This window comes from Streptomyces sp. NPDC002537, from assembly GCF_053594975.1.
This window is the reverse complement of the sequence record NZ_JBSFWT010000074.1, coordinates 14,032-35,640: the sequence shown is the minus strand read 5'-3', so window position 1 is coordinate 35,640 and position 21,609 is coordinate 14,032. Positions and strand designations below refer to the sequence as shown.

Here is a 21,609-nt window from a genome sequence, read left to right as displayed (position 1 = left end):
GCCGCCTCCCGCGCCTCGTCGGCCGTACGGCTCGCCTCTTCCTGCGCCGACTCCAGCACCTCGGCGGCCTCGGCGCGCAGCCGGTCGGCCGCCGCCTGCGCGTCGGCCCTGGCCCGCTCCGCCGCCGCGGTGGCCTCCGCCCGCTCCTTCTCGGCGGCCTCGCGGGCCTCCCCGAGGGTGTGGTCGGCCTGCGCGACGAGCTTCTCCGCCTCCGAGGTCGCCTCGGCGAGCAGCTCGTCCGCCTGACCGGCCGCCTCCGCGCGGTGCGCGTCGGCAGCGGCCTTCCCGTCCGCGACGATCCTGTCGGCGTCGTCCTGCGCCGAAGACGTCAGCTCGGCGGCCGCGTTGACGATCCGCTCCGCCTCGGCGTGGCCGTCCGTCCGCATCTTGTTGGCGTCCTCGCGGGCCTCGGCCCGCGTGCGCGACGCGTCCTGCTCGGCGGACGCCAGCGCGTCGGACGCGTCCGTGCGCATCTGCTGCGCCTTCGCCGACGCGTCGGACACCATCCGCTCCGCCTCGGCGGTCGCCTTACCGACCACCGCGCCCGCGGACTCCCGGGCCTCCTCCACCGTGCGGGTGGCCTCGGCGACCAGGGCCTCCGCCTCCGCCGCGGCCTCCGCCCGGTGCAGCTCGGCGGCCTCCTGGGCCTCCTCGACCATGCGGTTCGCCTGCGCGACGAGCTTCTCGGCCTCCGAGGTCGCCTCGGCGACCAGGCTGTCGGCCTGCTCGGCGGCCTCGGTGCGGCGGGCGTTCGCCGCCTCCCGCGCCTCGTCGGCCGTACGGCTCGCCTCTTCCTGCGCCGACTCCAGCACCTCGGCGGCCTCGGCGCGCAGCCGGTCGGCCGCCGCGTCGGCCTCGGCACGGGACAGCTCCGCCTGCTCGGCGGCCTCCGCCCGCAGGGCGTCGGCGTCCCGCCGGGCCGACTCCACCGCGGCCTCCGCCTCGGTGATCAGCTTCTCCGCCTCGGTCATCGCCTCGGCGAGCAGCTCGTCCGCCTGCCCGGCGGCCTCGGTGCGGCGGGCGTTCGCCGCCTCCCGCGCCTCGTCCAGCACCCGGGCGGCCTCCGCCTCCAGCCGCTGCCCCTCGGCGATCGCCTCGGAAACCGTGCGCTCCGCGAGCGCCTTGGCGGCCTCGGACGCGGTCTGCGCCTCGGCACGGGTACGGGCGGCGTCCTCACCGGCGCGCTCCCGCTCCGCGTACGCCTCGGCGCGCACCCGGTCCGCCTCGACCTGGGCGTCGGTGACCGTGCGCTCGGCGTTGTGCTCGGCGGCCGACCGCAGCCCGGCGATCTCCTCCTCCGCCTGCTCGTGCAGCCCCGCGACGGAGTCCCGCACCTGCTGGGCGGTCTGCTCGGCGGCCGTCACCAGCTCGGTGGCCCGCTGCTCCGCCTCCTCGACCAGGCGCCGGGCCTCCTCCTGCGCCTCCGCGACCCGCTTGCGCGCCGAAGCGAGGAGCTCCTCGCTCTGCTCGCGCGCCGCCTCGCGCTCCGCCTGCGCCTCGGTACGGGCGTCGCCCAGCAGCTCCTCCGCCTCGCGGCGGCGCCGGGCGGCCTCCTCCTGCGCGGCCGCGAGGGCCTCGGCGGCCTCGGCGGCGGTGCGCTCCGCGGCGGCGTTCGCCTCCGCGCGCATCCGGTCCGCGGCCTCCTGCGCCTCCGACTTCAGCCGCTCCGCCTCCGCGGCGGCCTCGGTCCGCAGCCGCGCGGCCACGGACTCGCCCTCGGCACGGGAGGCCGAAGCCTCCTCGGCGGCCTCGGCCCGCAGCCGCTCCGCCTCCGTCTCCGCCTGCGCCTGGAGCGTGCGCACCCGCTCCGCGGCCTCGGTACGGGACTTCTCCGTCTCCTCGGCGGCCTCGCGGCGCAGCCGCTCCGCCTCCGTACGGGCCGCGCGCAGCGCCTCCTCGGCGGCCTCGACGCGGGTCTCCGCCTCCGTGTGCAGACGCGTCAGCTCCGCGTCCGCCTCGGCACGCCGCGCCTCGGCGGCCCGCTCGGCCTCCTCGCGCAGCTGCTTCGCGGCCTCGGCGGCCTCCGTACGCGTGCGCTCCGCGTGGTCCTCGGACTCCTCCGCCATCTCCTCGGCTTCGGCCCGCGCCCGCTCCAGCGCCTCCTCCGCCTGCTTGCGCAGGGTCGCCGCGCGCTCGGCGGCCTCGCCGCGCACCCGCTCGCTCTCGGCGGCCGCCGAACCGCGGGTCTCCTCCGCGTCGGCCTTCGCCTTCGCCAGCAGCTCCTCGGCGGTGCTGGCCGCCTCCTCGATCTGCTGGAGCGCCTCGCGCCGGGCCTCGCCCCGCAGCCGCTCGCCCTCCGCGACCGCGTCGGCGCGCAGCTGCTCGGCCTCGCCCCGCAGCCGCCGCGCCTCCTCCTGGAGCTCGACGGTCTTGGCGCGGTACTCCTTGGTGTCGTCCTTCGCCGCGCCCTTGAGCTGCTCGGCGGTGTCCGCGGCCTGCGCCCGCAGCCGCTCCGCCTCGGACTCCGCCTCACGCCGGATGCGCTCCGCCTCCGCCGCCGCGGCCTTGGTGGCGGCCTGGGCGTCCTCCGACGCCTTGGTCAGCACCTCCTCCGCCGTACGGGCGGCCTTGGCGAGCTGCGCCGCGGAGTCCTCCGCGGCCGCGCTGCGGGCGTTCTCCGCCGCCTCGGCGAGCAGCCGCTCCGCCTCGGCGCGCGCGTCGTCACGCAGCTGCTCCGCCTCCGCCCGCAGGGCCTCGGCGTCCTTGGTGGCCTCGCCGACCAGCCGGGCGATCTCCGCCTTCGCCGTCCGGGTCCGCTGCTCGTACTCCGACTCGGCGGACGTCAGCTGCCGGGCGGCCGACTCCTTCGCCTCGGTGACGGCCTTCTCCGCCTCGGCGCGCGCCTCGCGCAGCGCCGCGTCCGCCTCCTGCAGCCGGCCCTCGGCGGTGCGCGTCAGCTCCGCCGCGGCCGCCCGCGCCTGGTCGGACTCCGTGCTGGTCGCCGTCCGCAACTGCTCCGCGTGCTCGGTGGCCTCCTGCGCCTGCGCCGACGCCGCCGCGAGCATCCGCTCCGCGTCCGTACGGGCACGGCGCAGCAGCGCCTCCGCCTCGGCACGGGCCTCCTCGGCGGCCGCGCTGAGCCGGCCGCGGGCCTGCTCGGTCAGCCGCTGCGCCTCGGCGCGGGCCGCGGAGAGGGACTGCTCGGACTCGGCGCGGGACTCCTCCATCAGCCGCCGGGCCTGGGACTCCGTCCGCGCGCGCAGCTGCTCCGCCCACGCCACGTTCTCGTTGACGTGCGACTCGACGGTCTGGCGGCGCTCGTTGAGCTCCTCGTCCAGCCGCTGGCGGCGGGCGACGGCCTCGGCGTGCAGCTCCGCCTCCATCCGGGCCTGCCGTTCGGCCTGGTCCTGGAGGAGGCGCTGCGTCTGGGCGCGCGCCTCGCGGAGCTCGCGCTCCGCGTCGGTCCGCATCTGGTCCGCCTGAATCTGGGCATTACGGAGCAACTGCTCCGCCTGGTAACCCATATCGGCGGTGTCGTATGCCGGACGGTGGGCGAGATTGCGGCGCGCCTCATGCAGCTTGGCGCGCAGCACCTCGACCTGATAGCCGAGGTCGTCGGCGTGCTGGACCGCCTTCTCCCGCTCCTTCTTCAGCCGCTCCATCTCGGCTTCGAATTGCGAGAGGTGGTCGTCAGCCTCGTAGCGGTCGTTGCCCCGCACTGCGCGGTCCCATCCGTCCCCTGGTCGCGTTGGCGGCCGACTCCGTCCCGCGATAACCAGGAACCCGGAGCCTGCCCTTCCGAAGAAATGGTGTCAGATCATCGGTACAGCCCGGCCCGGGGCCCCACCCCGTACTACCGGCCGAACCTGCACTCTACCGGCCGGGGGAGGTGAGGGTCAGTGCTCCTGGTGCCCGGGAGGCGCCGAGGTGACCAGTTCGGTCAGTACACCGTGGCAGTCCTTGGGGTGCAGAAAGGTGATGCGGGAGCCCATGGAACCCGTCCGCGGGCTGTCGTAGAGGACCCGTACGCCTTTCCCGCCGATGTCGGCAGCGGCGGCGTCGACGTCCGGCGTACCGAACGCGATGTGGTGAACGCCCTCGCCGTTCTTGGCGAGCCACTTGCCGACCGCGGAGTCCGGGCGGGTGGGCTCCAGCAGCTGGATGTAGGAGGCCCCGCCGTCCCCGGTGTCATTGATTTTGAGCATGGCTTCACGGACCCCCTGCTCCTCGTTGACCTCGGTGTGGAACACCTCGAAGCCGTACGTGGCACGGTAGAACTCGACGGTCGCGTCGAGGTTCCTGCAGGCGATCCCGATGTGGTCGATGCGAGTCAGCATGGAACCAGTGCACCGCTCGCCGCCGCGGTTACGCAACGTGCGCGCGATCACACCGACGGCCCGGTGACCCGGGCGCCTACCGCTCAGTACATTGACGGGAACCATCGTTAACCTCCGCTCGAAGGGGCCGCGCCTCATGTCTGGTACGAACGGTTCGACCGGCACCACCTCCGTGATCGTCGCGGGCGCCCGTACGCCCATGGGCAAGCTGCTCGGCTCCCTGCGCTCGTTCTCCGCGGCGGACCTCGGCGGAGTGGCCATCAAGGCCGCCCTCGACCGGGCGGGCATCGGCGGCGACCAGGTGCAGTACGTGATCATGGGCCAGGTGCTGCAGGCGGGCGCCGGCCAGATCCCGGCCCGGCAGGCCGCGGTCAAGGGCGGCATCCCGATGAGCGTGCCCGCCCTCACGGTCAACAAGGTCTGCCTCTCCGGCCTCGACGCGATCGCCCTCGCCGACCAGCTCATCCGCGCGGGCGAGTTCGACATCGTGGTCGCGGGCGGCATGGAGTCGATGACCAACGCCCCGCACCTGCTGCCCAAGTCCCGCGAGGGCTACAAGTACGGCTCCGTCGAGATGCTCGACTCGATGCACCACGACGGCCTGTCGGACGCCTACGAGGGCATCGCCATGGGCGAGTCCACCGAGAAGCACAACACCCGCCTCGGCATCCGCCGCCCCGAGCAGGACGAGATCGGCGCCCGCTCGCACCAGCGCGCCGCCGCCGCCCAGAAGAACGGCATCTTCGAGGCGGAGATCACCCCCGTGGAGATCCCGCAGCGCAAGGGCGACCCCGTCCTCTTCAGCAAGGACGAGGGCGTGCGCGGCGACACCACCGTCGAGGTGCTCGGCAAGCTGCGCCCGTCCTTCGCCAAGGACGGCACGATCACCCCCGGCACCTCCTCGCAGATCTCCGACGGCGCCGCCGCCGTCGTGGTGATGAGCAAGGCCAGGGCGGAGGAGCTCGGGCTGGAGTGGATCGCCGAGATCGGTGCCCACGGCAATGTGGCCGGTCCCGACAACTCCCTGCACTCGCAGCCGTCCAACGCCATCCGGCACGCCCTGGGCAAGGAGGGCCTCACCGTCGACGACCTCGACCTGATCGAGATCAACGAGGCGTTCGCGGCGGTTCTGGTGCAGTCGATCAAGGATCTGGGCGTTTCCCACGAAAAGGTGAACGTCAACGGCGGTGCCATCGCACTGGGCCACCCCATCGGCATGTCCGGCGCCCGCACGGTCCTGCACCTCGCCCTGGAGCTCAAGCGGCGCGGCGGCGGCATCGGCGCGGCCGCGCTCTGCGGCGGCGGCGGCCAGGGCGACGCCCTGATCATCCGCGTCCCCGGCAACGGCAAGTGACGCCCACCGGCTGAACACCTGCTGAACACCGGCTGAGCGGCAGGCCCCCGGGAACCCTTCGGAACGGATCGGAACGGAGCAGACATGGTGGACGTCCCCGCGCTGGTCGAGCAGGCCAGGGAGGGCAGGCCGCGCGCCGTCGCCCGGCTGATCTCCCTGGTGGAGGGGGCGTCCCCGCAGCTGCGCGAGGTGATGGCGGCGCTGGCCCCCCTGACCGGCGGGGCCTACGTCGTCGGCCTCACCGGCTCACCCGGTGTCGGCAAGTCGACCTCCACGTCCGCCCTGGTCGGCGCCTACCGCAGGGCCGGGAAGCGGGTCGGCGTGCTCGCCGTCGACCCGTCCTCGCCGTTCTCCGGCGGCGCCCTGCTCGGCGACCGGGTGCGGATGTCCGACCACGCCTCCGACCCCGGCGTCTACATCCGCTCCATGGCCACCCGCGGCCACCTCGGCGGCCTCGCCTGGGCCGCCCCGCAGGCCATCCGCGTGCTGGACGCGGCGGGCTGCGACGTGATCCTCGTCGAGACCGTCGGCGTCGGGCAGTCCGAGGTCGAGATCGCCTCCCAGGCCGACACCAGCGTGGTGCTGCTCGCCCCCGGCATGGGCGACGGCATCCAGGCGGCCAAGGCGGGCATCCTGGAGATCGGCGACGTCTACGTCGTCAACAAGGCCGACCGCGACGGCGCCGACGCCACCGCCCGTGAGCTCAACCACATGCTCGGGCTGGGCGAGGCCCGCGGTCCGGGCGACTGGCGCCCGCCCATCGTCAAGACCGTCGCCGCCCGCGGCCAGGGCACCGACGAACTCGTCGAGGCCCTGGAGAAGCACCGCGCCTGGATGGAGGAGCGCGGCGTCCTCGCCGAGCGCCGCGCCGCCCGCGCGGCCCGCGAGGTCGAGACCATCGCCGTCACCGCCCTCCGCGAGCGCATCGGCGACCTGCACGGCGACCGCCACCTCGGCGCCCTCGCCGAGCGCATCGTCAACGGCACCCTCGACCCCTACGCGGCGGCGGACGAACTGGTGGCGGGCCTGACGGACAACAGCGGAAGCACCGGGGCTGCCACGGCCGGCTGAGCGCCTCGCGCGCCTCGTGTAACGGCTGTGACAGGATGCCTTTATGTCTTCCAACGTTTTCTTCGACATCACCATTGACGGCGAGGACGCCGGCCGCATCGTCTTCAAGCTGCACGACGACGTCGTCCCCAAGACGGCCCGGAACTTCCGTGAGCTGGCCACCGGCGAGCACGGCTTCGGCTACGAGGGCTCCAGCTTCCACCGTGTCATCCCGGACTTCATGCTCCAGGGCGGCGACTTCACCGCCGGCAACGGCACCGGCGGCAAGAGCATCTACGGCGAGAAGTTCGCGGACGAGAACTTCCAGCTGAAGCACAGCAAGCCGGGCCTGCTCTCCATGGCGAACGCCGGCAAGAACACCAACGGCTCGCAGTTCTTCATCACCACCGTTGTGACCCCGTGGCTGGACGGCAAGCACGTCGTCTTCGGCGAGGTCGTCGAGGGCATGGACCTGGTCAAGAAGATCGAGTCCCTCGGCACCCACTCCGGCGCCACCCGCGCCAAGATCACCATCTCCAAGTCGGGCACGGTCGCCTGACCCGCTCCACACCCTTTCGAGCGCCGGACGGCCCCGTCCGGCGCTCGAGGCGTTTCGGGCCCCGCCCGGCCCTGGCCGTTCACCGGACGACCAGGGCCGCAGGGGTCAGCCGGCCTGGGGGTGCTTGCGGCGGCGGAGGGCGTAGGCGCCGCCGGCGAGCGCCAGGGCGGCGCCTGAGCCGCCGATGACGGCCGGGGCCGGGGACGAGGAGCGATGAGCCGGGGCGGTGGCGTGGAAGCCGCTGGAGTAGCCCTTCTTGTCGTAGTCGGAGCCCGGCGACTTGTCGGCGTAGCGGCTCTTCACCAGGTTCTGGTAGTCGGCGAGGGACATGGACGTCTTGTCGCCGAGACCGGCCTTGGCGGCGTCGTTGAGGGGAGTGACCGTGTCGATCGCCAGCTGGTACCAGGCGTGGAGCTGTGGTTCGGAGAACACGGTGCTGCCCGGGGCGCCCTTGGCCGGGTAGGTGGCGTCGCTGTCACTGTCGCGCACCGCTGCCAGGTGCCAGCCGCCGCCCTGGGTGGCGGCGAGCAGGACGGTGGCGCTGCGTCCGTTGCCGGCGTTGACCGCGGACAGTACATAGGTGAGCCGGACGGCGTCGGCGAGGTCGGGCTGGGCCTTGCCGGTGACGAAGTCCGGGGTCACCTCGTACTGCGCCACCGGGGCTCCGACGGTGAAGGCCGGAACGCCCTGGCACGGGTCGGCCGTGGTGGGCAGGGGCTGCGGCTTCCGTGCGCCGCCCTGGGGTACGGGCACGCTCAGGAACCGGCAGATGGCGTCGTGGGTGGTGGTCGCCTTCAGCGCGTCCACGGCGGCCTGGAGGTCGGGGATGTCGGTCGGCCCTCCCACGGCATGGGCCGGTACGGTCACCGCGGACAGCAGCGCCGATGCGCCCAGTGCCAGGCCTAGGGACAGGCGGGACGGACGGGACAGGCGAGTCGGAATCCGCCTGGTTGACGTGTTGTTGTCGCTCATGACGCCTGCCTCAGGTTGCCGAGATCCCGATTTGGGTGTGGGTCCACTTGAACGAGCTGTTGCTGACGTAGTCGTTGTAGTTCCACCACGTGTACGTCTGGGTGTCGGGCCACGGATCGCCCACGGCGATGGTGTTGTTGGTCTCGTCGTAGCCGTAGATGACGTTGAAGTGGCCCCCTCCGGACAGCCATCCGATGCGTGCCACAAAGGGACGGGATGCGTCCACCTCGGTATGGGTCTGGTCGAACGAGGCGGCGCTGTACTGGAGGGTGCCGGTTTGGGCGAAGCCGATGTCCCGCCAGACGTTGGCGATGTCCACCGGTGTCGCGGGCTGGTTGTTACAGCTGAGGTTCGAGTTGTCCTTGGCGGCCATATTGCAGAAGTCGGTCTGGCTGTAGTTGTAGCCCCACCAGCTGGCGATGGTGTTGCCCGAGGCATCCCAACACCACTGGGTCTTTTCCTGCTTCTGCATGCTGATGCCGTCGTAGGCCCCTGCTTGCGCCGTACCGGCAGCGGCCACCAGCAACCCCGAGGCGGCCAGCATCATGGCCGACGCGGTGGCCGCGAGCCTGTTCCTGCTCATTTTCTGCCTTTCCATGGGATGGGGCGTCGGCGTAGCCGACGCGGGTGGGGGCTTTGCCGTTGATGAGGCTGGGCCTGTGGGGACGTGGGGGTGTGGGCGCACGGGCGGCCGGTCCTGCGGTGGAGGAGCGGCCGGTGAGCGCGAGCAGGGCGAGGACGCTCAGGGTGCGGGTGGGGTGGCTCATGGTGCGGGCCCGTTTCTGCGTTGCCTGCGGGAACGTGAAGGGTGGGCCGAACGCGCGGTTTGAGTGAGGCAATACCGGAATCGGCGCTTCCATGGACGCGCTTGTATCAGGACAGCGCGATTCGTCAACCCCGAACAGGGGTCGCGCACATAATTCACCTCAACGAGTGCACAACGCTCATAAGGTGCGGGTAGCCGCCTCGGCCCCCCAGTTCGGGAAGGGGCGGGGTGGGGAAAAAGCCCTCCATGCGCCCCGAGCGACGAGCGAGCCGCTTCGTTCAACTCCTGACAGCCCTGACCCTGATGTCCGTCGTCACGTCCGTCGTCACGACCGCCGTGGCAGCGGACACCGCGACGGACGCCCAACCCCCGGAATACGGCCCGTCGCAGAGCAGCATCGAGTTGGCCCTGCTGTACTCCCTCGCCCACCCGCACGCGTATCCGGCCGGGACCAACGATCCCCGTTGCCGGGTGAACGGCGAACACCCCGTGGTGCTCGTGAACGCCACAGGGGCGAACTCGTACGTCAACTGGTCCCGCCTCGCCCCGCAGTTGCGGTCGGACGGTCGTTGTGTCTTCGCGTTCGAGTACGGCGACGTGAAGGGAAGCCCGCTCCATCAGGTGGGTCCGATGCGGGAGTCGGCGCGGCAGCTCGCCGCGTTCGTGGACGGGGTGCTCGCCGCGACCGGCGCCCCGCGGGTGGATCTGGTGGGGGCGTCGCAGGGCGGGCTGCTGCCGCTGTACTACATCAACCGGCTGCACGGCGACGCCAAGGTCGGCCGGATGGTCGGCATCGAGCCCGCCAGCCAGGGAGCGAGCGAGAACGGCGTGCAGGCGATCCTCGGGGGAACCCCGGGGCTCAACGAGGTCCCCGGGGTGTCCTGTGCCGCGTGCGTGGACTTCACGGTGGGCTCCTCGTTCCTCCGCGAGACCGCCGAGGGCGGCTGGACCCGGCCCGGCGTGCGGTACACCACGATCGTCTCCCGCACCGACCTCGCCGTGACCGTGGACGAGGCCCGGCTCCCGCCCGCACCGAACGTCACCAACATCATCACGCAGGACATCTGCCCCCAGGACCTCGCGAACCACACCAACTCCGTCTACGACGACATCACCCTGCGCATCGCGCGCAACGCGCTCGACCCGGCGCACGCGGTGGCGCCCCGCTGTCACCCCGTCCTGCCGTTGCTCCCGCCCCAGCTGTAACGGCTCATCTCACCCGTCACACAACGCTCATACAAAACAGCCAACCGCTCCCCGCCCTCCCACCGTCTCTGACGACAACACCGATATCCGGGAGCGGTTGGACCTTGGGCAAGCGGCGGCAGAAGCGGCAGAAACGGGATACGGGCGGCAAGCGGTTCATCGACTACCCGCGGCACGGCAAGCGCGGGGTGCGCCGCTGGCTTCCGTCGTGGCGGCAGTGGCTGAGCGCCTTCACGCTGTGCGTGGGCGGTCTGGCGGGCCTGTTCGCCTGGGTGTACGCGAGCGTGGACATACCCGACGAGAACGCGGCCGCCGTCCAGGAGGCCAACACCTATTTCTGGGCGGACGGCACCCAGATGGTCAGCATGGGCAAGGTGAACCGTCAGCTCGTCCGCCTGTCCGACATACCGGAATCCGCGCAGAACGCGGTCATCGCCGCCGAGAACGAGAGTTTCTGGAGCGACCGCGGCGTCTCCCTCAAGGGCATCTCGCGCGCGGTCGTCAGCGCGGTCCAGGGCAAGGAGACCGAGGGCGGTTCGACCATCACCCAGCAGTACGTGAAGAACACGTACCTCTCGCAGGAACAGACCGTCACCCGCAAGGCGAAGGAGTTCATCATCTCGCTCAAGGTCGACCGGACCAAGAGCAAGAAGGAGGTTCTCCAGGGCTATCTCAACACCAGCTGGTTCGGCCGCGGCGCGTACGGCATCGAGGCCGCCGCGCAGGCGTACTACGGCATTCCCGCGAAGAAGCTCGACCCGGGCCAAGGGGCCTTACTGGCCTCCCTGTTGAAGGGCGCCGAGCTCTACGATCCGGCCACGAGCAAGAACAATCACCAACGTGCCGAGGACCGCTGGAAATGGATTCTCGACCGGGAGGTGAAGGCCGGTCTGCTGTCCCGGGAGGAGCGGGACAAATACCGGACCTTCCCGGAGCCGCACCGGCAGTCCATGTCCACCAGCCTCGGTGGCCAGACCGGCTATCTCGTCGACGTCGCCAACAAATACATCAAGGCGCACTCGATGCTGACCGACCAGGATCTCGCGCACGGCGGCTACAAAATCCACACCACCTTCGACAAGGCCCGGGTCGAGCAACTGACCAAATCCGTCCAGGGTGTCCTGGACCGGAACATCGACCCGAAGAAGCGATCGGCCGACGAGGACGTCCAGGTCGGCGCCGCGTCCGTACGCCCCTCCGACGGCGCGATCCTCGCCCTCTACGGAGGCCCCGACGCGACCAAGCACTTCACCAACAACGCCGATACGTCCGGCGTGCCGGTCGGCTCCGCCTTCAAACCGTTCGTCCTCGCGGCGGCCCTCCAGAACGGCGCGGAAACCAAGGACGGCGAACGGCGGGACGTCGAAGCCGACAGCTTCTACGGAATCAACGGCACCCTGGAGAAACCGTCGGGGGATTCCCAGCCGGACGATTCCCACCCCAGCCTCCGCCAGGCCCTCACCAAGGGCGGCAACGCCACATACGCGCGCCTCGGCAAGGAAGTGGGATTCGGCGCGGTGCGGGACATCGCGATCCGGGCCGGCCTGCTCAAGGACAGCATGGCCCCGCTGGACGATTCCTTTCCTGTCGGCACGTCCACGCCGAGCGCGATCCGCATGGCCGGCGCGTACGGGACATTCGCCAACCACGGTCTCCAGAACGACCCCTATTCCGTCACCAAACTCAGCAAGGGCGGTGAACCGGTGGGCGGTTTCGAAAGCCGCGCGAAGGCGCGCCGCGCCCTGCCGAAGCACGTGGCCGACGACGTCGCGGACGCGCTCCACGGCGCGGGCCGCACCGGCGACCAGGACCGTCTCAAGTCGGCCTGGTACGTGGGCTGTACGAAGGAGCTCTCCACGGCGGTGACCATGTTCCGCATGAAGCCCGAGGACGGCAGGCTGCTGCCGATGTCCGACGTGGGCGGCGACACGGAACAACGGGGCAACGGCTTCCCGGAAACCATCTGGGCGGACTACACGAACGCGACGCCCCGGGCCTGAGCACCGCTTTACGGCATGGAGGCGGGGCATGCCATCGGTTCCGGCTCCGATCCACCCGTCCGTGTCCAAGACCGGGCCGCGCCCCATGGGCTGGGCCCCGGCCGGGCAGGGTGTCCCGGTGCTGATGACGACGCTTTCCGAGTACCCCGCTCTCGTACAACCAGGAGAAGATCCCGCTGTGGATGGGGTTCGTGTTCGAGCTCCCCGGGCCTTTGGACGTCGAGACGTTCCGCGGGACGCTGCGGCTGTGGACCGAACGCCATGAGACCCTGCGCAGCGGATTCCGTACGACGGACGCGGGAACGGACCGGTTCACCGTCGACGCCGACGCGGTGTCCGTGAACGACGCGGTCGAGGAAGCCTGTCATGACGCGGGCGGTGGCTTCCGGGACACGGCGGTGGAACGAATGGAACGCCCGGCCCCTGGTCCGGAGGTGCTTTCCCGGGTCAACCGCACCCATGAAGGAGTGCGGTTGACCGCACGCTATCCCGGGACGGAGATTGCCACCGCGAGCGTCACCGAATTCGCCGATCGCGTCCGGGGCGTGCTCCGGAGCGTGGCGAAGACCGGCGACTACGTATTCCGCAGTCGCTCGACGACAGGAGGAGGAACGGCATGACCTCTGCATACGAGACCGTGGAAGCCGCCCTGACGGGCAAGTTCAAGGTGCGTCCCGAGAAGTTCGCCCCCGAAGCCCCTCTGGTCTCCCTGGACCTGGACTCGCTGGACGTCGTCGAACTGCTCTTCACCCTGGGCCGGGACCTGGGGGTCAGGGTCGGCGAGGACGAGGTGACCTCGCGGCACACGGTCGCCGAGCTGGTGGCCACGCTGGACACGAAGCTCGCGCTGCGGGCCGTGGAATCCGGGCGGTGAACCGCCCCGAGGCCGCCGTGACCGGTCTCGGCATGGTGAGCCCTCTCCGGCCTGCCTGTCGACTTCTCCTGCCGCGTCCCGGACTTCGTACCCGAGGAGCACCTCGAAGGCCGGGCCCTGTGACGTACGGACCGCTGCGCGCAGTTCGTCGCCGCCGCGCGCGAGGGCGTACGTGACGCGGGCCTCGACCCCGAGAGCTGGGACGGCACCCGGGTGGCCGTCGTCATCGGTACCTGCTTCGGCGGCCGGCGGGTGGGCGAGGACGCCCACGGCGACCTGCTCCGGGACGGGCCCGAAACGGTCCCGCCGACCCTGATCTCCAAGACGCTCCCCAACATGCCCGCCGCCGAGGCCGCGTTGACGACGGCGCCGGCTCAGGCCGGTGTCGCTCCCCACGAGGTGGACCACGTCAACGCGCACGGCACCGCGACCCGCCTCAACGACTCCACCGAGGCCGCCCTCACCGCCCGCGCCCTCCCGCACGCCCCCAACACTCCAACGACAACTGGTCCCCCCGACGGCCAACCTCGATTCCCTCGACCCGGACATCGAATCGGACGTGGTGTCCAAGACCGCGCGGGAGCAGCACGTCGACGTGGCGGTCAGTAACACGTTCGGCTTCGGCGGACACAACGCGGTCCTGGCCTTCCGGAACTGAGAAGTTAAGGAATCAATCAATTCCCGGAACGTTCTGAGGGTTTGAAGGGTGAGGGGCCCTTGGGTCAACCCTTGACGAGTAAGAAGATCGTCAATATATGATCAAGAAGTCGATTCGCCGTACGCGAGAGGGCAGTGATCCAAGTCCGGATCACTGCCCTCTGTGTGCGGTGGGACACCCGCACCCCGACCATCTTTGGCGAGCTGAGCGAGGGCGCGGGCGTCCTGTTACGCAAGGAGGAATAGTACGTGAACCGCAAGACTCTGCGCATTTCCGCCGCCACCGCGATGGCCGCGGTCGCCTTCGGTATCGCCGCCCCGGCCGCCAGTGCCGCCGATGTGAACCGCGCTCCCGCCGCCCAGTCCGCCCCGGCCGCGCAGCCCGAGCTCAGCGCCGCCCAGGCGCGTCAGCTGCTGGCCACCCCCGAGATCTCCGCGGAGCTCCAGGGCGAGGGCCGGGCCGCCGTCGAGGCGGTGGCGGAGGGCGAGACCTCGCCGCGAGTGAAGCGCAGCGCCGCCAGCAGCGCGGGCAAGGCCCTGCTCAACGCCATCAAGAAGCAGGGCCCGAAGTTCTACAAGTCGGCCGTGAACGCGGCGAAGGGCGGCACCAAGTCCTTCAAGAAGTGGGTCGACGGTCTGGCCTGGTACCACCCCGTGCGGATCGCCATCGCCGCCAGCGGCGCGGACGCGATCGACTGGGTCGTCGGCCAGCTGATCGGCTGAAGGCGCTGACACCATGACACGTCAGGACGGGAGCAGCGTGCGCGGCCCCAAGTCGCTCGAGGCGAACCTGTGGAGCTCGGCACTCGTCTTCTCGTGCTTGTGCCTGCTGTCGCGGGTAGGGCGCGTGGCGAGCTTCTTCGACCGCTTCGACGGGATCACCGTGATCCTCTACGTACTCGGCTGGGTGGGGCCCGCCCTCGCCCTCGCGCTGTGCGCCGCGCGACGGCGCGCACCGTGGAACGGGGCGGTCGTACCCGTCACCGTCCACGCCGCCTCGGGCCTGCTGTACGGCCTGGGCATCGGGTGGGACTGAGTGTCATGCCGGCCGGCCGATCCCGCTGTGGGTCGGTCGGCCCTTATCCGAAAGGCCGGTCCGCCATGTCGGAACCGCATCCCGGGGCAGCCCTGCTCACCGCCTCCGGACTCGCCAGGACCTACCGGGGGAAGAAGGTCGTCGACGGGGTCTCCTTCTCGGTGCCCGAGGGCTCGGTGACCGGCCTGCTGGGGGCGAACGGCGCGGGCAAGACCACCACGCTCCGGCTGATGCTGGGGCTCGCGCGAGGACAGGGTGAAACCAGATTCCTCGGACGCCCGTTGAGCGACTGGCACAGCCCCGGACAGGTCGTCGGAGCCGTGCTCGGCGGCGTCGGCGGCCACCCGCGGCACCGGCTCCGCGATCACCTCACCATGGTGGCGCACGGCCTCGGCGTCCCCGCCGGGAACGTGGGCCCGGCCCTGGCCCGCGTAGGGCTCGAACAGGCCGCCGGGCACCGGCTCGGCCAGTTGTCCCTCGGTATGGGGCAGCGCGTCGGTCTGGCGCAGGCGCTCCTGGGCTCGCCCCGGGTCCTGGTGCTGGACGAACCCTTCAACGGCCTCGACCCCCACTCCATCGCCTGGCTGCGGGAAACGCTGCGGCGCTTCGCCGACGAGGGCGGCGCCGTGCTCCTCTCCAGCCACCTGCTGGCGGAGATCGACCAACTGGCCGACCGCGTCGTGGTGATGGCGCGTGGCCGCGTCACGGCGCAATCCACGGTGGACGACATCGCGCGGCGGGCCGGGCGCCACGTCATCGTGGAGAGCCCGCAGCCGGAGCGGCTCGCGGCAGCCGTCGTAGCGCTCGGGGCGGGTCTGGAGTCGCTCGATGCCGGACGGGCGCGGATCACCGGACTCGACCGGCGCCAGGTCGGGCACCTCGCCGCCGACCACGGCATCCCGCTGTACTGGCTGGGGGAGGAGACCTCGTCCGTCGAGGAGTTCTACCTCTCCGTCGCGGAACAGGAGTTCAGCACACCATGACCACTATGGCCCCGCTCGGGGCGGCGCACCGCTCGTGCGCCGCGCGGGCACTGCGATACGAGTGGAAACGGCTGTCAGCGCTGCGCTCGCCGTGGATCCTCGCCGGTCTCGTCCTCCTGATCGGCATCGGGAACGGCATCGACATCGGCCTCAAGGACTATTCGCTCACCGCGATGGCGGACGTCCTCCAATTTGCGCCCCTCGCCTCCCAGGCACCGATGTCCGCGTTCCTCCTCTTCGCCCTCGGGGCGACGGCCGTCTCCGCGGAGTACGCGCACCACGCCGCCCGGACGACCTTCCTCACCCTCTCCTCACGCCGCACCGCATACGTGGCGAAGCTCGCGGTCACGTCGGGAGCGGCGGCGGCGACCGCGCTCGGCGCGACGCTGCTGAGCGCGCTGATCGCGAGCGTGATGCTCGCCGTACGCGGTGCGCCCCTGCCGGACTGGCCCGGACTGGCAGCCCCGCTCGCGGTCTTCGCCGTCGTGATGCTCTGCTGGCCCGCGCTCGCGGCAGGGCTCACCGCCCTGATCCGGCACCGCTTGCCCGTCGTGATGTTCCTGCTGCTGTGGCCCCTGGCCCTGGAACGGCTGGTGGGCTTCCTCCTCGGCAAGCTCCCCGGGCTGTCGGGCGCCTCGGAGTACCTCCCCTTTGCCGCCGCACGCGCCGCGCTGTACTGCGTCCGGGGCGACTCGGAGGACGCCGGGTTCGCCAAGGCGCTGCTCGGCAGCGAGATCCATCCCGCGCTCGGGCTTGTGATCTTCTGTGCGTTCACGGTGGCCGTGGCGATCGCGGGCGGGGTCGCGTACGCGCGCCGCGATGTCTGACGGGCGGCTGAACCCGGGCGGTTCACCCTGGGCGAGGACAGGGGTGCGGGCACGTCTCCCGGAATCCGCGGCTGACGCCGGCGGCTGCTCTGGTCGGGGCTCATGCGGCCGCCGCGTTGGCACTGCTGGTGGCCGCGGCAGCGCCTACCAGGTGCCAGCCCGCAAGAAGGGCTGAACCAGGAGCTGGTGGATCGGGCAACACCGTTCCGGAGCGCTGGGGCCTCCTAGCGGAGTCGTTCCATGACTGCCTTGCACGCCGATGCCGCATGAGTGAGGCCCAATTCCCCGTAGATGCGGTGGGCTTCCCGGAGGGCAGCCAGCGTGGCCTCCCGGTTCCCCACCTGCTGGTAGCAGGCGGCAGCGCCTTCGAGCGCCCGCGCCTCGTGGAGAGGCGTGCACAACTCGCGTGCCGTGTCACGTGCCTGCGTGTAACGGTCGAGTGCCGCTAAGGGGTCGGCATCGCCGTGCCGTAACGATAACCCGCCCAGGTTGACCAGTGCCTCCACCTCCCCGATCCGGTGCCCGACGTTCCTGGCGATCTCCAGCGATTTCTCGACCGGGCCAAACGCCTTCGTGGGATCGCCGTTGAGGTGGTGAAGGATACCGAGATCGTTGAGGGCGCTCGCCTCACCATGCCGCTCACCGATATCCTGATAGATTCGCAGTGCCTGATCGAGGAGTTCGCCCGCCTTTCCGTAGTCACTCAACCAGCATTGGACGCGCCCGAGCTCATTACGGGCGTTCGCTTCTCCCTGGCGGGATCCGATCGAGCGGTAGAGGTCCAGTGCTTGTTTGTGCAGGGAAGCCGAAGCCGCATATTCTCCCGCCACTTCTCGAATACGGCCCAGTTCCAAGAGAGCCGCAGCCTGCCCGTACAGACTGCCTTGTTCCATGAACAGGGCGAGCGAACGCTTCGCAAGAAGGGTGGCTTCCTGAAATTTGCCGGTGTTGAAAAGGGGGGTCCCAAGAGTGAGCAGCGTACCGGCCTGTTCCTGACGAGAGCCATGAATTTCGTAGAGAGTCAGAGCCTTCTTCTGCAACCCAATGGACTCGTTGAACTTACTCATCAACGCGTACACCCGGCCGAGTTCGCGGAGAACGCTTGCCTCTCCGTTGCGGTCGCAGACCAGGCGGCAACTGATCAACGCGGGTAGCAACAGTCCGACAGCCTCTGTGTGACGGTCCATCATTCCGCTGACACGCCCGAGACCGGTGAGCGCCGCCGATTCCCATGGGTAGCCTTCACGGCCCACCGCGCGAAATCCGACCAAGCCCCTGTACAGGTGTTCCTCCGCCTCTGGATAATTCCCCTCCTCTCTTGCAGCAGTACCGAGTTCATGGGACGTGATGGCCACCCCAAGACGATCACCCATGTCCGTGTACAGGGCCATGGCCTCACCCAGGAGATCGCGGCAGGACGAGCGTTTACACATCAGGAGGCGGATTCTGGCCAACTCGACCAAGGCATCGGCCTCCACTCCACGATCTCCGAGGCATCTCGCAGAGGAGACTGCCATGCTGCTTACGGCATCCGCCTTCGGCCAAGGCCCCTCCAAGCGCAGGTAAACGGCCATCGCAGAAGCCATACGAACGACATGCGTATGCTCTGCCAGCGCGAGAGCCATATCCACACAGGCGAGCAGGTTGGTGAGCTCCGTACGGAGCCACCCCAGTGCCTTTCCCCGGCTGGTCAGCGTTGGCACTGCGGACGGTGACGTATCGACGTCGAGGCGCAGATGGTGGCGTGCGGCGACTTCTCGAGTCGCGCATGCGGCCGTGAACTCGTAGTAGTTCAACAAGCGTTCAATGGACCGAGCTCGGTCCTCGGCTGTATCACGTGTGCCGAGCGTGCGAGAAAACTCGCACAACAGGTCGTGGAAATGGAAGCGACCCTGGGTCCCCTCCTCCAGGAGGTGATCGTTGTAAAGGCTCTCCAGCGCGGCATGAGCCTGTGGCAGAGGTATGTCGTCAAGGGCGGCCACCGCGTGAGCGTCCAGTTCTGCTCCGGGATGCAGACCGAGGCGACGGAAGAGCCGCTGTACTTCGGGCAGCAGGTCGCGGTAGGACATGTCGAAGGCTGCGGCGACGCTCCTGTTCTCGACACCCAGCTCTTCGAGACGCCGATCCGTCTCGGCGAAGTCGCTTGCGAGTCGACTGACAGTCCACGTGGGATGGTGGGCGAGACGACGGGCCAGTAGGACGATGGCGAGGGGCAGGTGCCCGCACCTCTTCACGATGCTCTTGACTGCCCTCGTATCGGTCTTGCGAATGGTTCGGTTGGCGTTCTTGGCGAACAGGCTCACTGCTTGGCCGGGTGACAACACGTCCAGTACCAGAGACTGCACGCCGTCGAGGGCGGACAGGCGTCGGCGGCTCGTCACCAGGGTCAGGCAATCCGGGCTGCTGGGCAGCAACGGCTCGATCTGCTCGCTTCCCGCCGCGCCGTCCAGAATGAGGAGAACGCGCTTGCCATGGAGGCGCGACCGCCACAGGCATGAACGCTCCTCAACTGTGTCGGGCAGATGCTCGGGAGCTATGCCCAGGCGCGCGAGGAGAGCGGCCAGGACGTCCGTGGCTTTCGCAGCGGTGCGGCCTGGAGTGTGCGCCCCCAAGGACACGTGGAAGAGTCTGTCTGGGAACCGTTCCGCTAGCTGGTGCGCCACATGGGTCGCCAAAGCGGACTTACCTACGCCGGGCATTCCGCTGAGCACATACACCCGTACCGCGCACCGCGTGTCAATGAAGGCGAGCAATTCATTAAGTTCCTTGCGCGGGACGAAATATGGCACGTCACGCATGAGGGTGTACTTGAGCATGGGATGTGCTGCGGACGAGAGCCGTGACAGCGCATCGCCAGGGAGGTTGTTCTCGTACTTGACGTAGTCGCCCTGGGCGACCTGAATGATCTCGCTACCGTCGGATGCGCGCACGTCCTGTCGGGCGCCCGGCGGCGGCTCATCGTCGTGCGGGATCACGGCTGGGGCGGCTGGGCTCGGACCACAACATCCCCGCCGGCCTGGATGATTTGACTCTGTTGGCTTCCCTGCACGTTCTGAGTGAACGAAGCGGCGCGATGCCGCGCGTGCGGATCCAGTACAGGAATTATCTCCTCGTCCAGAATCCTTTGCGTTTCCGAGGTGAGTTGCGGATTTTCGGTGAGGAGCCGTCGGAGTCGTAGGGTCCAGAGAGTCTCCAGCGCCCTTTCCATTTCGGAGCCTTGCTCGCCGCGCGCCTCAAGCGCTTCGGCCCGTAACTCGCTCAGCTTGGTGTCGATTTCCTCGGCACGCTCCGGATGGGCCCGCCGGAACAGGTTTGACACAGCGTTACTTGCCTGTCGCCAGGCATCCGAGGCGGCTGCGGCGACGATTGCACTACCGACTTGGGCGACGGGCGGATCCATGCACTGCTCCCCCGATCAGAACTCCGAGGGTTACCACTGTAATGGCGTCCGCTCGCCTCTTGGGGGGTAATGGCTGTCCTCACGAATTTCCTTGGTGGCATGTTGTACCGCTGCCCCCGGAGGTGGGTGCCAGTCCGCTGCGCCTCGGTCTATTTCATGGCTGCGAGGTCGAGTTGACGCGCGTAGCTGGAAGGCCGACCCGCTCACGCGTGGCGTGCGGGGGCGTATGGCGAGTCGTGAGTCGCTCATGTGTCTGTCGTACGGGTTCCCTAAGGTCCTCTACAGTGGCCCGACGATCAAGAGGCCGGTCGTCGGCCTGGGGTATGGGGAAGGGCGCAGGCGCATGCACTACCAGATAGACAGGGTCCCGGCGAGGTCGGCTGGTGAGCTTCCGGGCGGGAATCCGGTCGGCAAGCAAGATTCGCCCTGAACCGGGACCTTGACACATCCCGGCTTGCTGCACCGGGCGGCGGTCGGTGCAGCAGCCGGGGTTGACGGCGCTGAACCGCAGTCGCTGCTGCCGTGCTCGGCGGCGAGTGTCTCGGTCGGTGAGGCGAGGGCCACCTTGGCGGAGGCAGCGGCCCTGTGCACCCCAGGGCTCCATCTTGGCCGAGAGGGAACCGGTGTTGATGATGTGGCGTCCCGCGGTCGAGCATGGACAGGAGTGCCGCGTGGATCGCGGCGATCGCGGCGGGATCTCCGGCAGGTCGGATCGAGAGTGATCGGCGCGGTCGTGCCCGTCACTGTGCACGCCGCCTCGGGGCTGTTGTACGGCGTGGGCATCGGCTGGGGCTGAGTCCCCTCGGCGGAGAAGGGGAACCCTGTCCGTGGGCACCCCTTCTCCTGGCGCGTCAGCGCTGGGCGGAGTCGCGGCGGCGGGCCGCGAGGAGGAAGGCGCCGCCCGCGCCGAGTGCGACGGTGGCGCCGCCGATGGCCCACGAGGTGGCCGAACCCGCGCCGGTGGAGGCGAGTTCGGTGCCGTCGCCGGCCGGCTTGGCCTTGTTGCCGGACGTCGCGGTCGTGGTCGCGGGCTTGGCGTCGGTGCCGTTGCCCTGCTTCTGCGCCTTGTCGTCGGCGGGCTTGGTGTCCTTGTCGCCGTCCTTCTTCGCGTCCTCGTCCTTGCGCTTCGCGGCTTCCTCGTCCGCCTTGTCCTTGGCGGCGGCCTCGTACCGGCCGGTCTCCAGGAAGCGTTCGATGTCCTCCGGGGTGCCCTGCAGCGCGGCCTTGGCGGCCGCCTTCACGGCCGGGCCACCGGTACTGAGGATCTGGAAGACGCGCACCCGGTTGTCTGCCCGGCGGGCGGTGTGCTGGCCGGTCTCCAGGAAGCGGACCCGGTCCTCGGCGGTGCCGTTGAGCGCCTCCTGCGCGGCGGCCTGGAGGCCCGGACCGGGGTTGTTGTGGTCGGCGATCATCCGGAGGATCGCGAAGCGGTTGTCCTCGTCGCGGGCCTTGTACTGACCGGTCTCCAGGAAGCGGCGCAGGTCCTCGGCGGTGCCGTTCAGCGCCTTCTGCGCCTCGCGGTGGAGGCCCTTGCCGATGTTCTCGTCCGCGAGCATCTTGGCGATCGCGACGCGGTCCTGCTCCTCCTGCGAGCCCCGCTTCGGGGTCTCGGGCGCGGGCTGCTCGGCCGGCTTCGTCTCCGCCGCCT

18 protein-coding genes and 1 pseudogene are annotated in these 21,609 nt (G+C 70.1%); 12 read left to right on the top strand and 7 right to left on the bottom strand.

Annotated features, from left to right (window positions below):
- On the bottom strand, positions 1 to 3,659 hold a 3,659-nt coding region (gene scy / locus ACWD4A_RS27295; protein ID WP_451197950.1), incomplete at its 3' end, for a polarized growth protein Scy.
- 177 nt (positions 3,660 to 3,836) lie between these two features.
- Complete coding sequence (mce, locus tag ACWD4A_RS27290; protein WP_451197949.1) at positions 3,837 to 4,277, bottom strand: methylmalonyl-CoA epimerase; 441 nt, start codon at positions 4,275 to 4,277, stop codon at positions 3,837 to 3,839.
- Positions 4,278 to 4,413: 136 nt separating this feature from the next.
- Here mce and ACWD4A_RS27285 point away from each other — a divergent pair, with 136 nt between their 5' ends.
- From ACWD4A_RS27285 to ACWD4A_RS27275, 3 genes are all read left to right on the top strand, one after another.
- The gene (locus tag ACWD4A_RS27285; RefSeq protein ID WP_451197947.1) at positions 4,414 to 5,631 is read left to right on the top strand and encodes an acetyl-CoA C-acetyltransferase; all 1,218 of its coding nucleotides are present in this window, start codon (positions 4,414 to 4,416) and stop codon (positions 5,629 to 5,631) included.
- 84 nt (positions 5,632 to 5,715) lie between these two features.
- Complete coding sequence (meaB, locus tag ACWD4A_RS27280) at positions 5,716 to 6,702, top strand: methylmalonyl Co-A mutase-associated GTPase MeaB (RefSeq protein WP_451197945.1); 987 nt, start codon at positions 5,716 to 5,718, stop codon at positions 6,700 to 6,702.
- Positions 6,703 to 6,745: 43 nt separating this feature from the next.
- Entirely contained in the window at positions 6,746 to 7,240 is a 495-nt protein-coding gene (locus ACWD4A_RS27275; protein ID WP_451197944.1) for a peptidylprolyl isomerase, read from the top strand.
- 105 nt (positions 7,241 to 7,345) lie between these two features.
- Here the strand turns inward: ACWD4A_RS27275 and ACWD4A_RS27270 are convergent, their stop codons facing one another.
- Positions 7,346 to 8,212, bottom strand: coding sequence for a hypothetical protein (locus ACWD4A_RS27270; RefSeq protein ID WP_451197942.1), 867 nt, complete (start codon positions 8,210 to 8,212; stop codon positions 7,346 to 7,348).
- Between the two features lie 10 nt (positions 8,213 to 8,222).
- Positions 8,223 to 8,795, bottom strand: a complete 573-nt coding sequence (locus ACWD4A_RS27265) for a papain-like cysteine protease family protein (protein WP_451197940.1) — start codon at positions 8,793 to 8,795, stop codon at positions 8,223 to 8,225.
- Between the two features lie 429 nt (positions 8,796 to 9,224).
- On the opposite strand from ACWD4A_RS27265, the gene ACWD4A_RS27260 reads away from it, so the two are divergent.
- The 9 genes and pseudogenes from ACWD4A_RS27260 to ACWD4A_RS27220 all read left to right on the top strand — a co-directional run bounded on the left by ACWD4A_RS27260 (position 9,225) and on the right by ACWD4A_RS27220 (position 16,561).
- A complete protein-coding gene (locus tag ACWD4A_RS27260) occupies positions 9,225 to 10,184 on the top strand; it encodes an esterase/lipase family protein (protein WP_451197939.1) in 960 nt (319 codons plus the stop codon).
- Positions 10,185 to 10,288: 104 nt separating this feature from the next.
- Positions 10,289 to 12,184: a transglycosylase domain-containing protein gene (locus tag ACWD4A_RS27255; RefSeq protein ID WP_451197938.1), complete on the top strand. Its 1,896-nt coding sequence runs from the start codon at positions 10,289 to 10,291 to the stop codon at positions 12,182 to 12,184.
- 191 nt (positions 12,185 to 12,375) lie between these two features.
- Positions 12,376 to 12,804 (top strand): hypothetical protein, encoded by a 429-nt coding sequence (locus ACWD4A_RS27250; RefSeq protein ID WP_451197937.1) that lies wholly within the window; start codon positions 12,376 to 12,378, stop codon positions 12,802 to 12,804.
- Entirely contained in the window at positions 12,801 to 13,058 is a 258-nt protein-coding gene (locus tag ACWD4A_RS27245) for an acyl carrier protein (RefSeq protein ID WP_451197935.1), read from the top strand. The genes ACWD4A_RS27250 and ACWD4A_RS27245 overlap by 4 nt, the downstream gene beginning before the upstream one ends.
- 201 nt (positions 13,059 to 13,259) lie before the next feature.
- A pseudogene (locus ACWD4A_RS27240) lies at positions 13,260 to 13,487 on the top strand (hypothetical protein); the annotation flags it as partial.
- A 477-nt stretch (positions 13,488 to 13,964) separates the two neighbouring features.
- Positions 13,965 to 14,438, top strand: coding sequence for a hypothetical protein (locus tag ACWD4A_RS27235; RefSeq protein WP_451197933.1), 474 nt, complete (start codon positions 13,965 to 13,967; stop codon positions 14,436 to 14,438).
- 13 nt (positions 14,439 to 14,451) lie between these two features.
- Positions 14,452 to 14,751 carry a hypothetical protein gene (locus ACWD4A_RS27230; protein ID WP_451197932.1) on the top strand — a complete coding sequence of 100 codons (300 nt, stop codon included), beginning with the start codon at positions 14,452 to 14,454 and terminating at the stop codon, positions 14,749 to 14,751.
- A 65-nt stretch (positions 14,752 to 14,816) separates the two neighbouring features.
- Complete coding sequence (locus ACWD4A_RS27225) at positions 14,817 to 15,734, top strand: ABC transporter ATP-binding protein (protein WP_451197931.1); 918 nt, start codon at positions 14,817 to 14,819, stop codon at positions 15,732 to 15,734.
- Complete coding sequence (locus ACWD4A_RS27220) at positions 15,731 to 16,561, top strand: hypothetical protein (protein WP_451197930.1); 831 nt, start codon at positions 15,731 to 15,733, stop codon at positions 16,559 to 16,561. Before ACWD4A_RS27225 ends, ACWD4A_RS27220 begins: the two co-directional genes overlap by 4 nt.
- A gap of 224 nt (positions 16,562 to 16,785) precedes the next feature.
- Here the strand turns inward: ACWD4A_RS27220 and ACWD4A_RS27215 are convergent, their stop codons facing one another.
- The 3 genes from ACWD4A_RS27215 to ACWD4A_RS27205 form a co-directional block, all read right to left on the bottom strand.
- A complete protein-coding gene (locus ACWD4A_RS27215; RefSeq protein ID WP_451197929.1) occupies positions 16,786 to 19,536 on the bottom strand; it encodes an ATP-binding protein in 2,751 nt (916 codons plus the stop codon).
- Positions 19,533 to 19,961: a hypothetical protein gene (locus tag ACWD4A_RS27210; RefSeq protein ID WP_451197928.1), complete on the bottom strand. Its 429-nt coding sequence runs from the start codon at positions 19,959 to 19,961 to the stop codon at positions 19,533 to 19,535. The genes ACWD4A_RS27215 and ACWD4A_RS27210 overlap by 4 nt, the downstream gene beginning before the upstream one ends.
- Before the next feature lie 851 nt (positions 19,962 to 20,812).
- Positions 20,813 to 21,526 carry an LPXTG cell wall anchor domain-containing protein gene (locus ACWD4A_RS27205; RefSeq protein ID WP_451197953.1) on the bottom strand — a complete coding sequence of 238 codons (714 nt, stop codon included), beginning with the start codon at positions 21,524 to 21,526 and terminating at the stop codon, positions 20,813 to 20,815.
- Between the last annotated feature and the right edge of the window lie 83 nt (positions 21,527 to 21,609).